This is a genomic window from Catonella morbi ATCC 51271 (genome assembly GCF_000160035.2).
Lineage (GTDB): Bacteria > Bacillota > Clostridia > Lachnospirales > Lachnospiraceae > Catonella > Catonella morbi.
The window spans coordinates 622,932-636,789 of sequence record NZ_KI535367.1 but is presented as its reverse complement, the minus strand read 5'-3'; the positions used below and the strand labels follow the sequence as shown (position 1 = coordinate 636,789).

Annotated in this window: 7 protein-coding genes; 4 read left to right on the top strand and 3 right to left on the bottom strand. The window is 36.5% G+C overall.

The window, feature by feature from the left end; all coding sequences use genetic code 11:
• The first annotated feature begins 243 nt into the window (after positions 1-243).
• From GCWU000282_RS06415 to GCWU000282_RS06400, 4 genes are all read left to right on the top strand, one after another.
• Positions 244-4,083, top strand: a complete 3,840-nt coding sequence (locus GCWU000282_RS06415; protein WP_023354233.1) for a SpaA isopeptide-forming pilin-related protein — start codon at positions 244-246, stop codon at positions 4,081-4,083.
• A gap of 103 nt (positions 4,084-4,186) precedes the next feature.
• Positions 4,187-8,068 (top strand): LPXTG cell wall anchor domain-containing protein, encoded by a 3,882-nt coding sequence (locus tag GCWU000282_RS06410; protein WP_023354232.1) that lies wholly within the window; start codon positions 4,187-4,189, stop codon positions 8,066-8,068.
• Positions 8,069-8,305: 237 nt separating this feature from the next.
• Entirely contained in the window at positions 8,306-9,265 is a 960-nt protein-coding gene (locus tag GCWU000282_RS06405) for a hypothetical protein (RefSeq protein ID WP_035039675.1), read from the top strand.
• A 129-nt stretch (positions 9,266-9,394) separates the two neighbouring features.
• Positions 9,395-10,378, top strand: coding sequence for a diaminopimelate dehydrogenase (locus GCWU000282_RS06400; protein ID WP_023354230.1), 984 nt, complete (start codon positions 9,395-9,397; stop codon positions 10,376-10,378).
• A 700-nt stretch (positions 10,379-11,078) separates the two neighbouring features.
• Here the strand turns inward: GCWU000282_RS06400 and GCWU000282_RS06395 are convergent.
• From GCWU000282_RS06395 to GCWU000282_RS06385, 3 genes are all read right to left on the bottom strand, one after another.
• Positions 11,079-11,894 carry a GDSL-type esterase/lipase family protein gene (locus GCWU000282_RS06395; protein ID WP_023354229.1) on the bottom strand — a complete coding sequence of 272 codons (816 nt, stop codon included), beginning with the start codon at positions 11,892-11,894 and terminating at the stop codon, positions 11,079-11,081.
• A complete protein-coding gene (locus tag GCWU000282_RS06390; protein WP_035039674.1) occupies positions 11,891-13,426 on the bottom strand; it encodes a sensor domain-containing diguanylate cyclase in 1,536 nt (511 codons plus the stop codon). Before GCWU000282_RS06390 ends, GCWU000282_RS06395 begins: the two co-directional genes overlap by 4 nt.
• A gap of 177 nt (positions 13,427-13,603) precedes the next feature.
• Positions 13,604-13,774, bottom strand: coding sequence for a DUF362 domain-containing protein (locus tag GCWU000282_RS06385; protein ID WP_023354226.1), 171 nt, complete (start codon positions 13,772-13,774; stop codon positions 13,604-13,606).
• Positions 13,775-13,858 lie beyond the last annotated feature (84 nt).

Sequence of the window (13,858 nt, the reverse complement as noted above, 5' to 3'; positions counted from 1 at the left end):
ATAAAAAAAGAAAAAGGCAAATAAAATTGTGATATATTGATATTATGTTATAAATTCCAGCTTGTTTAATGAAATGGCTTAAAATAATTGCCGAAATGAGTGATAGTGCATAAAAAAAGTGTATAACACAGCTGCTTTTTTTAATTGATAATTTATTTGTGATTTGATATACTTGCGATTAATATAGGTTAAGACAAATTATTGGGTTTTATAAATATTAAAAAGAAGTATGGAGAATGATGTATGTGGGGGAATCGCAAATATTGGCTGCTCAACTTAATACTTATAGTGGGCATTTTCCTAATCGGAATAAAGGTATCAGGTTTTGTAAGTGCATCAGAGACTGACAAGACAGCCATACTGACCAATATAAAGAAGGTTATTGAGCAAGATGGAACTGAAATACCTGATGGCGGACAGATAGATCCGAATGAAGAAAAAATATCGGTAAGAGTTGAGTTTGGTGTGCCGGTCAAGTTTGAGTATCCCGGGTCACCGGAGTCTATGTATGTAGTAAAGGGAGATACAGCAAGAATTGAGATCGGACAGGGCATAAAGCTGAATCCTGCCAATACTCCCGTTTCTGTAGTTGTAAAAGATGTAGCGAGCAAGAAAAAAATAGGAACAGCCATCTTCAAAAATAAGACTGCCAATCCTGATGATGGCATAGTTATGGATTTTGTGTTTGATGGTGAAGATGATGTATTTGAAAATTATCGGGATGTAAAGGTTAATGTTGTCGGAACCTTTGACCTCGATATCAGCAGCTTAACCCCTACACCGGGGGATACATCTCAGACTCTTACTGTATTAGGAAAGACATATAACTTAAAACCGATAAAGGATAAAGTTTTCATAGAAAAAAAGGGAGAAGTTGATTATCTTAACTCTGACTCTGTAAAGTGGACCATAAAAGTTAAGAGAGAAGCTTTGGGACAGGATATCGGACTCGAAGGTTATGAAATAAAAGATGAGCTGATTAAAACCAGAAAATATGTTCAGGGTTCATTTAAAGTTGCCGGAGTTTCGGGGGCTGTGCCTGTAATCAGCGCTAACGGAAATGAGATCGGCTATACAATTCCGGCCGGAGTTAACAGTCCTGCTGTAATTGAGTTCAATACTGAAATGAGCATTGATGAATTTTTAAAAGGATATAAAACCAAAAATATCGTACATTTATATAAAGGAGCGGATAAACTAAAAACCGCTGAAGCTGATTTAGACTGGAAACCGAAATTTGGTCGGAAAACTGCAAAAAAGCATGGTGATGAATATTATGAAAAAATAGGAAATGATTACTTTATTGATTGGGAAATAGTATTCAATGAAGAGCCATATAATTTAACAGGTGTCACAATTAAAGATGTACTTAGAAACGGAAAATTTGACAAGGTTGGACAGCAGTTTGTAGAGGCAAAACTTGAGAGATGGGATGGTACTGATTGGGTAGCTGATCCTGTTATAACGGTCGAACCCGGCGACAAGGTATACAATGTGGGAGATATCAATAACAAAGTAAGACTTACTATCAGAACCAAGGTTACGGAAATTATTCCGAATGCTCTGGGCAGTTATAATAATATTAAGAACCGTGCAATTATCCGGTGGGAAAACAATACTACAGGTGCAGAACTATGGACGGAAATCGGAATAGGACCCAGAGGAATAGAAAAGTCCGCCGCGTTGAAAAGCGGTAATAACGGCTATTATGTAGACTTTGATACGGAATGGCTTTGTAAAATAATGCCTAACAGCCAATTTAGCTCTTCCGATTTTTATCTGTATGACTGCATGATTTTTGATAATACTGTATCAATGGACGGGTTAAGAGACGGAAGTATTCCGTTCACCGTAAAAGATCAGAACAATCATGATACAACACTTGAAACTACTATAGATATGAAAAAGCTCATTCCTTATCAGAATAAATATCTTAAATATTCGGGATGGGGCAATAATCCGGACAATCTAATACATAAAGTATATAAAATGTATGTGGGAACAGATCATATAGGTGATATACTTGAAATTAAAGGCTTTAACAATAGTCAAACCGAGAAGACATTTTCAATTAATACTAAGCAGACCTCACCTGCTGTGCTTATGAAGAGTGAAGGTACTTATAATGTGCTGTATCTTGTACAGGATAACAGAATTGTAGAGTCTGATTCGCTTTGGCCTAAATACAACTCAAAACTCCTAAACAAACAGGCATTTACAACTGAAGCCGCAAGGGATTTGACAGCAGGCGGAGTAACTGCTTATTCGGCAGACAAGGTAAACAAAGATATCTTTGATACTGTTTCCGATAAGGGTAAAGATAATACTGATACCGCTTACGACAAAGATGATAAATCTGTTCTGTATAGGATAAGTGTGAATGCGGCGGGAATAAATGGTATAGGAGAACAGATCGGAGCAGTATCTCTTAAGGATGAATTGCCTGCGGGCTGGGAATTTGCGGATGTAAGGGCAGGTGAGAAATTTCTTATATATGAGGGAGAATCATACACTGATGCCGCAAGTCCCGATGCAACAGTAAGGGCTATAGGTAATCCTGTTAACCTGAATGCATCAGATTTTAATGCGGTTATTAATCCTAACAAAGCTGAATTCATCTTTAATAATATAGATAAACCTTATGTAATACTGTTAAAAGTCAAGTTAATGGATACTAACAAATATATAAACAAGAAAGAAGAGATGATAAATACTGCTTTGCTCAGTATGAAAGATCATATTTTAAAAAGCGAGCAGAAAGTAAGTATTGATGAAAAATTTTTAACCAAAGAGTATGATGCTTCCGCGATAACTAATGGTTATATTACCTGGAAAATAGAATATAAACCTTATACCTTCCTTAATCCTTCGGCAGATATTTCCCTTGAAGATGAACTTGGCGAAGGAATTGAGCTTAGAAGGTATAAAAATAACGGGAAGTTAGTATTTAAGGATGATAATTACAGAATTTTAGTGGGAAGCCATAATGCAAGCGGAGATTTCATACAAGAGGGAGAACAGCTTACTAATGCAGAAATGGAAGCTATGTTAACTTATACTCCCGCGGCGACTTCCGGAAAGCTTACCGTTAAACTTCCCGATAAAACCAAGTCTTATCAGATTTTCTATGTAACTGATATAAAGGGGAAGGTTGCCGGCCAAGAGCTTAAAAATACAGTTAAGGTAAAAGAAGGAAACACAGACATACAGGCGTCTGCAACCGAGGAGTATATAATTTCCTCTGAATATGGCAGCGGAAGTATGAGACCTTATAACTGGCTGAAAATAGTTAAAAAGAATAAAGATGGTGAAAAACTTAAAGATGCCGAATTTGAACTTACACCTTCAGGAAGTACAGTTGGTACGAAGCTTAAGACCGATAATGAAGGAACCCTTGAATTTACTCATCTTTTAGAGGGTAAGTATAAGCTAAAAGAGGTAACAGCTCCTGTTGGCTATATACGTGATACAAGGGAATATGAGGTTACTGTAAGTGCCTTAACAGTCGGCTTTGATGTAGACATGGATACTCAGGGTAATGCTAAGGTAACAAGGGACAGAAATATTATTACTTTAGAAAATGAAAAAATTCCTACTATCTCAGGCGGCGATGGATTGCTGTCTGCATCTACAGTGCCGAAGGAAACTCCTGAAATAACTAAGGTTAATACGGAGGGTGAGACTTTGTCCAAACCGACAAAACCGGTTAAAATGAGCAAGCCTAAAAAGTCAACAAAGCCTAAAAAAACTGAGAAAGCGGCTGTGCCGGCTCCGAGAGAAAAGTACCTTTCGTACCACATTAACAAAACTCCGGATCCTAATAATCAATATAGTCCCGGTAAAATCAGTGTAATAGGTGACGATGGCACATCGCTTGGTATATTTATCAAGAAAACCGGAACTGATGGTACTAAAGAATATGTGCTTGAGGATAATGGCAAACCTTTGGGAGATTTCAAAGCTTCTAAAAATGCTCCTGCTCTGCCTCGTACAGGAGGAAAAGAAACTGCCCTGTATTATATGGTCGGAGTCTGCTTTATCTTAACAGCAGGTTGGACATTGAAGAAGCGTAAAAATTTATAAAATATTATTAAAAGAATATTAAAGAATTTTGAAAATAATCCGATATATAAATGAGATGTTTTATTCTTTAATTAATGTAGCAAAAGAAAAGGAGACATAGTATATGTGGAAAAAAAATAAGCGTGTATTATTAAGCTTATTGCTTATTGTCGGGATTTTCCTGACGGGAGTAAGAATGCCTCAAATTGCAAAGGCAGCAGGCGCTGATAGAACGGGAATTTTAATGAATATTACAAAAACCGTATTACAGAGCGGAAAGGCAATCGAAAATAATACAATAGACTTAAATCTTCCCGTATCTGTAAGATTAGACTTTCAGGTACCTGTAAAGGGAGATGGCGGTACATCCTATGTGGAAAAAGGTGATACTGCATCTATAAGGCTTGGAGAAGGAGTAAAGATACCTGCAGGTGAGACAACTCCTATGACAAGAGAGGTGTTTTTTACTAAGGTAGAAAACGGCACTACAACTAAAATAAAAGTAGGTACGGTTAAATTTGAGGTTGACGGTGCCGGAGATATGTATGCTAAGTTCATCTTCGACGGAGAGGACAAAATATTTGACGGAACTTACAGAGAAGTTAAAATAACAGCCGGAGCGGACTTTGTATTAAAAACAGATAATTTGGATCCGAACGACCTCGTAGGTAAGACTATATTGGTACTTGGTACTACTTATAATGTAAACCCTAAGGTAAATGACAAATTATCCATAGAAAAGACACATAAGGTAAACGGTGGCAGAATAGAGTGGACACTTACAGTCGGCAGAAGTGCTCTTGGTAAGAAAATGCTTCTTACCGGTTATAAGATAGAGGATGATCTTTCCGCTGTTGCTATGTCAGGAGATGATGCTGCCAGAAAGCAGGTTATAGAGGGAAGTTTTAAAGTAAACGGAACACCTAAGACAGCTACTTATAATCCTACATACAAAACCCTAAGCTATACCTTTGCGGCTGATGATGTTGATCTTAATGGTGACGGTAAAGCAGTAATTACATTTGAAACCAGTATGGGGGATGATTTTGTTAAATTACATGCTGATCCTGGAAAGCACTATAAGAATACAGCAAAAGTAATGACGACCGGCGGTACGGTAAGAGGTACAGCCAAAGATGAGTTCGACTGGAAAGGCTTTGGCTCGAAGAAGGGGAAGATAAGAGAGAATAGCAACCTTATAGACTGGGAGATTGTCTTCAATGAAGAAGAACAGACATTAAATAATGTAACAGTAAAAGATGAGTTTCCTGAAGATAAATTTAAGAGTGCCAAATTAAAGTTCAAGAGCTATCAGGTTTATAAATATAATAAAGCCTCAAAGGGTTGGGATAAAATTGGAAATGAGTCTACTGTTAAGCCTTTAGATAATGTGTATTATAGGGGAAATGTTACAACTAAGATGAAGGTTGTTATAACTACAGAAGTAGAATATAATACCGGAGTGGAAGACAAATCTTATGCATTTTTTGAAAACACAGCAAAAGTTCATTGGGATGGACATCCTGATCCTAACGGTACTACAATAGGTGGTAACGGAATTGCTGGAAAGAAATACGCAACCAAGGGACCTGTTTATCCGATTCCTTCACAAGAGTTTGTTAATTTTGAGAGCGAATGGAACATAGCAATTGACACAGCCAAAATAGCCAATACCACTAATACCTATGCTTATGACTACTTTATCTTTGATAAAGATATTAAGGCGACTGATATAAGACAAGGTAATCCACAGATTAGAATTGAAGAAGACGGTAATCCTTCCAATACCAACTTAAGGCAATCAGGTGTGGCTTTAAAAGATATTTTTAAAGGTGAAAACAATAGACAGAGGTATGTAAGAAAGTCAATTACAAGTAGTGATTTCACTCCAAGTGTTAAGGTATATAAGATATATGCAGGAATTTCCGGAAAATATGTAGGTGATTTGGTTGAAGTAGGAGGTTTTGAAGCCAGAAAGATAAATAGATTCAAACTTACTTCTACTCTGGCTGAAGGAGATCAGCTTGTTGGAAAAAATGAAAAACAATATGCTTACAATTTTATTAACCTTATTCATAATGGCAGAATGATAGATAATGATGCCAGCTGGCCTAAATATAACAGCAAGATAACAAATAAGCAGGCATTTTCAACAGATGTGGCAAATAAGATTGCAACTTCAGGTGACTATTCGGTTGATACTGTAAATGAAAAGATATTTGATACTACAGCTCAGGCAGGAATTGACAACAAGGCTGTAGCCTATGATAAAGAAACAAAGTCAATTCTTTACAGGATAAGTGTAAATGCCGCAGGAGTAAAAAATGTAGGAGATCTTGTAGTTACTGATAAGGCTCCTACCGGTTGGGAATTTAAGAACATAACCTCGGGTGAGAAATATCTTATATATGAGGGAGAGTCTTATACTCCGGGATATAATGCAGATGCAACAGTAAAAGCTACGAACAGAGTTACTAACCTATCAGGCAACGGGATAACTTATAATGAAGAGGCAGATGGAACACAGAAGTTTACCTTCGCAAATATAGACAAGCCTTATGTCATCCTCTTAAAAGCTGTAATGAAAGAGGATAAAAGAGCAGACTATTTCAACCAGAAGAAGACAGTTGGGAATACAGTAGACATAGAACTTCTGGATTCTCATGGTATAAATAAGCAGGATGTAGTGGTTGATGAGGAAATCCTTACCAAAAAGTCAGATGACAGTCAGCTTGAAGAAGGTTATGTAAATTGGACCATAACTTATAAGCCTTACGGATTTTTAAATCCAAATGCTGATATTACACTTAAGGATAAGCTGGGAGACGGACTTGAAGTTAGAAGATATAAGAGTAATAACAAGCTTATCTTTGAAGGAGATAATTTCAAAGTTCTTGAGGATGGACAGGCGGTAACAGGTACTGAGCTTGAGAACATGTTCAGTTATAACCCTACTGACAGAACTCTTAATATCAAGTTAAGGGATAAAACAAAGAAATATGAAATTTCTTATATAACCGACATTAAGGATAAGAACATAAAAGAACAGCTTGAAAATACAGTTACTGTTTTAGAAGGAACAGTTGACCTTCCTATGAAGCCTCAGGCTAGCAAGTATATTATAGGAGATGCTTATGCAAAGGCTACACTGAAAGGCTTCTATGCACTCAGAGTGGTTAAGGTTGACGGAACTGATGATACTAAGAAGCTTAAAGGTGCAAAATTCAGATTAAAAGCTAAGGATCCGGGAAATACTTACAACAAGGAAAAAGAGACAGATGAAAACGGCTTTGTTGCCTTTGATAAACTTATTGAAGGAAACTATGAGCTGGTAGAGACTGTAGCTCCTAAGGATGAGGAAGGTAAGTCCTATGCACTCGATGCGACCCCTCGTAGTCTTAGAGTACACGAACTTGGAGCAGGTTTTATAGTTGAGTGGGCAGACGGAACCAAGAGTAATGAAATAACTATAAAGAATAACAAACCTTCCGGTGGCGGCGGATATAACCCACCTACAATTCCTGAGAATCCGTCAAACCCTGAGAACCCATCAAAGCCGGGAGATCCAACTAAGCCAACTGACCCAACCAAGCCAACGAATCCAACCAAACCGGCAGATCCGACTAAGCCAACGAATCCAAGTACACCAACCAATCCTACTATACCGACAGATACTGAGGATCCGCATACACCTGATACAACACCGTCCACACCTTCATACCCAATTAACAATACTCCTGACCCAAATGATCCGGACAGCCCTGATGAGATTACAGTAATCGGTGATGACGGTACTCCGCTTGGTAAATACATAAAGAAGAAAAAGCCTAACGGAGAATTTGAGTATGTGAATGCGGATGATGAGACTCCTTTAGGCGGTATTAAAGTACCTACCCTTCCAAGAACAGGTGGTAAGGAAACTGTTTGGTACTACGAAATAGGAGCATCCCTTGTTCTTGGAGCAGGATTTATGCTTAAGAAGCGTGAAGAAGAACAGGAAGACTAATGAATCAGACTGACAAAGGTTAAGTTTTGGTTTAATAAGAACTAAAAAACAATGAAATAAGAATTCCCGCTCTATTATGATAGGGCGGGGATTTTTTTATAAAATCCATATCCGTTTACATATACTATATATAAAAAGTAATTGTACAAAATTAACTTGTAGGATATAATATCCTTATAGTAAGACATTTTAGAAATGCCTATTATATTTGAACCATTGACAAGAAGGAGAAGGCAGTTGAGTACAGATTTGAAGAACGGAGTGCAGGGAGCTGATGCAAATGCACAATATGATGCAAGTGCAAAACGTTTGTTGGGGAACAAAAATATCTTGGCACATATACTGGTAAAGTCGGTTGATGAATTTAAGGGAATGAAACCTAAGGAAGTTGCAGAGCTTATTGAAGGGACTCCTTATATTAGTAATGTTCTGCTAGAACCCGGACTTACCAATGTGGCTGAAGTAAAACATGGTGAAAGGCTGGTTGGACTAAATACAGAAAGTTGTGATATAAATGAAGGCTTAATAAGGTTTGATATTGTATTTTATGTAAGAATGAAGGCTGAATTATCGCAGATTATTGTAAATATAGAAGCACAAAAAGATGAACCAAAGGGATATGATATATTAAACAGAGCAATCTTTTATGTGAGTAGGTTAATTTCGTCTCAGAAGGAAAGAGACTTTGAAAATTCACATTATGACGATATTAAACGCGTATATTCGATTTGGGTATGTATGAATATGAAAGAAAACAGCATGAAACATATTCATCTTGTAGAAGAAGATTTAGTTGGTTCTTATAATTGGAAAGGTAAGCTGGATTTATTTAATATCATTATGATAGGCTTGTCAAAAGATCTTCCTGAAAATAATGAAATATATGAATTACATCGTTTACTTGGAGCGTTATTATCAGAAGAACTTACAGCAAATGAAAAATTAACTATAATAGGAAGTGAATACGATATTACTATTGAGGGAAAATTCAGAGAGGATGTGAGTGATATGTGTAATTTGAGCCGGGGTATTGAAGAAAAGGGCATAGAAATGGGTATAGAAAAGGGCATATTAGTATCTATTAAAAAACTGATGACAAATTTGAAGTTTAGTTTAGAACAGGCATTGGATACTTTAGAAATTTCTGAGGAAGAAAGACCTAAATATAGGAAAATGTTGGAGCATAATGATAAGTAGAACATTCATAATAAAAAATATTGCACTTTAACTTTCGTTGTGATAAAATCCCTTTTATCAAAAATATTTTGTATATATGTATACAATGTTAGCCCGGTAAAGAATTTTACCGGACACTAAGGAGGAAAAATGAGTATAAAAATAGGGATCTTAGGCTATGGAAACCTCTCACGCGGAGTGGAAAGTGCAATATTACAAAACACTGATATGGAGTTGGTGGCTGTATTTACAAGAAGAAGTCCTGAAAATATTAAAACAAAGAGCGGAGTACCAGTATTTACCGTATCAGAACTTGAAAACTATAAGGATAAGATTGATGTACTTGTGCTCGGAGGAGGAAGTGCAACAGACCTTCCTACCCAGACTCCTGAGTATGTAAAATATTTCAATGTGGTAGACAGTTTTGATACGCATGCAAAGATACCTGAGCATTTTGAAAATGTAAACAAGGCAGCAAAGGAGGCAGGCAAGGTCGGTATAATCTCTGTAGGCTGGGATCCGGGTATGTTCTCTCTGCTTAGAATGATATCTACTTCCGTACTTCCTGAGGGTAAGAACTATACTTTCTGGGGCAAGGGAGTAAGCCAGGGACATTCTGATGCCATAAGAAGAATTAAGGGGGTTAAGGATGCAAGGCAGTATACTATACCTGTAGAAGAAGCAGTAAATCGTGTAAGAAAAGGCGAGAATCCTGAACTTTCAACCAGAGATAAGCATGTAAGAGAATGCTTTGTAGTTGTGGAAGAAGGTACAGATAAGTCTGCTATTGAGAGTGAAATCATAAATATGCCTAATTATTTCAGTGATTATAATACAACAGTACATTTTATCTCAGAAGAAGAAATGGCACGAGACCATAAGGGACTTCCGCATGGAGGCTTTGTACTCAGAAGCGGTGTGACAGGCTTTAATAAAGAAAACAAGCATATAGTAGAATACAGCCTTAAGCTTGATTCAAATCCTGAATTCACAGGTTCGGTTATAGCAGCTTATGCAAGAGCGGCTTACAGGCTTTCAAAAGAAGGTGTGAGTGGATGTAAGACAGTCTTTGATGTTGCACCAGCCTATCTTAGCCCGATAAGTGATGAGGAATTAAGAAGGACAATGCTTTAATAAAGCATCCTGCAAATACAGTAAGGCAAAACTGTATTTGCAGGATTTTATTGATGCTAATTTTAGGGTACAAAAGTTTTTGTTGCTAACTGATACAGTTATTGCTCTAACTTATTCAATAAAATAAATATTCTGAAAATACAGAAATATTTACATAATACACACAATAAATATTCATCGACAAATTAATTTTTAAAATATTAATAAATAATTTCAAAATAGTGTTGACAAATTTAAAACTACATGGTATATTATAGTCAACAGAAAAGAAAAGACATAAAAAGAACAGCCAACGAAGAAAGGTTGGTAAAAATGAAATATTAAAAAGATAGGTGGTGTTTCCGATGCACAGTGAAGAAGAAATAAAAGAGGAAATGGAGATTGAAGTTATTACAGTTTAAGAAAGTTAAACATAGATGACATTAAAACCATTTGCTTGATAATAAAATGTAACTATTGAAATATGCGAAAGTGAGGTACAGACCACCAGACAATTAAGTAAAAGCAGTTTGAAATAACTGTATCACAAAAGCAATATAAAGCAATATAAAGCAATATAAAGCAATATAAAGCTAATAAAACTATCTAAAGATAGAAAGAAGTAAAAATTATAATATGGAGAATGAATTATAAGATGGGCTTTTCAGCAAGTGGAGAGCTCATCTTTTTGTATTAAAAAAGGGAATTGTATTACAATTCCCTAATCTACAGGTAGTCCATGGTTTTTAAGATAGTCACACCATATGTCATAATCAGAACTGTTTAGATGTAAACCGTCTGAAGAATTAAACTGATTTAAGTAGCCTTCAGCATCTGTAAAAGCAGAAAATACATCCAAATATACGAGACTCTCGCCGTCGCATTTGGATTTTAATAAGGCGTTTCGTTCAAGTACCTTTTCGTTACTGAAATGATAAGGATCGCTAAGCTCCTTGTTCTTGGTAACTCCCAGTATTGACTGTACATAGATGATGGCATTAGGCTGTAAGAGCTGAATCTGCCTTATTGCATCAAAAAATTGAGTTTCAAAATCCTCTAAAGGAACCAGGGCGGCATCATTTACGCCAATCATTATATAAACCTTTTTATACTGCTTATATGACAGTGTCTGAGTAAGAGTTAAACCGGTTACTTCGTCTAAGGCAGGGTACATAAAAAATGAATTTACGCTGATTCCGGTTTTAGCAAAATATCCTGAGTTGTTAAAGCTTCCAAAAGCCCTGAGTCCGACTGTGCGGCTGTCTCCAAGGAAGACAGCATCATCAAAATAAGACTCATCTACAGGTCCCGGTTCAGGCTTTGCGGGTTCTGAAATATCAGATGAAGAAGCGGTATTTTTCTCGGAAAGTTTCTTTTTTTTGTTTTTAGTTTTTGTCTGCCCCTTTGCTTCTTCTGTTGTATTTTGCTGCATAGTTTCAGTAAATATTTTATGTGCCTGAATAGCTATTATGGCACCAAGTTCTATGACAATAGCTATTGCAAGCAGAATTAATATAAATTTAATTTTCTTTTTCATACGTCTTTTTTAGAATTCTTAATAAGCTCCTTACTATATTCCGGTTCTGCACCGGTCTGGTTTTCATTATACAGAGTAACTTGATTCCTGCCATTCTTCTTGGAAGTGTAAAGTGCAATATCTGCTTTTTCAACTTCTTTGTTGAGAGATAAATCATCTTCTATAAGAGTCATGCCTACACTCAAGGTCAGGTGAAACCTTTTCCCTGTTTCCGTTTCGGAAATTTCTTTTGACAATGTCTTAATCTTGGTGATAGGCTCCTCTACAGTTGAGAAAAATATACCTATGAACTCATCACCGCCCCATCGGGCTATGAAACCATCCTTTCCGACACAGGCAGTAAGGTTGGTTGCAAGGAAAGACAAAGCCTCGTCTCCCGCCGCATGTCCCAGGGTATCATTGATAGTCTTAAAAAAGTCTATATCTATCAGGAAAAGATGACCGCCCTCAAGCAGATGCTGCTTTGAAAAGTAGTCAAACCTTGCCATAAATGACTTGCGGTTCATTATTTTAGTAAGCTCATCAAGGGTGGCAAGTGAAATTATCTGGTTACGATATTGCGAAATTATATTTATTATAACAGCAATCATAAGTAAAAGCAAAGCAGCTGACATTCCAAGTTGTAAGAAGAGCTGGTTTCTGTTAGTTTGCATTATATTATGCCCACTGCCGTAAATTACCAAATACCAGTTAAATACATCCAGATACCTGAACTCGCAGAAATGCTTATTTGTGTCAAATATTCCGTTGCTTAGCCATTTTCTGGAGACTGCTCCTTCAACAGGTATTAACTTTATATCCGTATTATGGAAGAATCCGCCTTCTTCAAATACATTGGAACCTTCAGGGAAATCATATTCTTTTGAAATAGTGACATTTCCGTTTAAGTCGATAAAAGCAATTCCTACATTATATTCATTGCCTAAATCCATAATGCTGCTTTCCATCATAGCTAAATTTATGCTTATTCCTATAGCACCGAGAGTATTACCGTTACTGTCCGTAAGCCTGTAGATAATGAGCATGGATAACTTGTTACTGTCATCTTTTGACTTAAAAGGATTTAGAGCAAACTTATATTGCAAATTAGAATCCATAAAGGAGTACAGCCATTTATCTTCAGGGTTCTGTTTGGTCATCTTAAGATTCATGCCATCCTGATAGTAAATATTTTCGGTTTCTTTGGAGGCATAGAATATGAAGTTGTAACTGTTTTCTTCCTGATAGGTTTTCAGGTAATTATACAGTTTTTTAAAATAATCCGAGTCATCTGTATGCTCGGCTTCTTTTTCTGCCCAGTCAATAACAAAGGAGTTACCCGCCATTATTCTTGCGGTTTGCACCGAGCCCTCCATACTGCTGTGTATATTGTTCATTACATTTATGGCAGTCATATCTGTAGTCTGCTCTACATAGGCGCTGGTATTCTTAAAACTGGATATAGTGAACATGATGGCACTGGCTGAGAAGGCAACCACAATAACCAGGCAAATAAGTATGATTTGTCTTGAGGACTTTAATCTTTTATCCATGCGTTTACTCCTAATGTATGATAAACCCAAATTATTCATAAAACAAGCCTGAAAGATTTAGAACACATACATACATTTTGCCATGTTTTAAATGAATTGTAAAGTAAGACGACAGCTTGTATTGGATTTTTAAAGAAAAAAACGCCAAGCAAGGCTTGGCGTAAAATACAATATAGATTATTCCTGGAAAATTGCTCCTGTTGGACAAGATTCTTCACAAGCTCCGCAATCTACACAAGCAGAAGCGTCTACTTCATAATGAACAGAACCTTCAGAAATACATTCTACCGGACAGACAGAAGCGCAAGCTCCACAGCTGATACACTCATCATTAATTACATGTGCCATAATATTACCTCCTAAATTTTTGCTGAATCAAGTGTTAAATTATCTTCATTAATAATTCTAACTAATCCATTATATTATACATAA

Bases quoted from the DNA above. Each gene is read 5' to 3' on its own strand.
- GCWU000282_RS06395 (WP_023354229.1), bottom strand. From the start codon at position 11,894: ATGAAAAAGAAAATTAAATTTATATTAATTCTGCTTGCAATAGCTATT.
- GCWU000282_RS06410 (WP_023354232.1), top strand. From the start codon at position 4,187: ATGTGGAAAAAAAATAAGCGTGTATTATTAAGCTTATTGCTTATTGTC.
- GCWU000282_RS06390 (WP_035039674.1), bottom strand. From the start codon at position 13,426: ATGGATAAAAGATTAAAGTCCTCAAGACAAATCATACTTATTTGCCTG.
- GCWU000282_RS06400 (WP_023354230.1), top strand. From the start codon at position 9,395: ATGAGTATAAAAATAGGGATCTTAGGCTATGGAAACCTCTCACGCGGA.
- GCWU000282_RS06415 (WP_023354233.1), top strand. From the start codon at position 244: ATGTGGGGGAATCGCAAATATTGGCTGCTCAACTTAATACTTATAGTG.
- GCWU000282_RS06385 (WP_023354226.1), bottom strand. From the start codon at position 13,774: ATGGCACATGTAATTAATGATGAGTGTATCAGCTGTGGAGCTTGCGCT.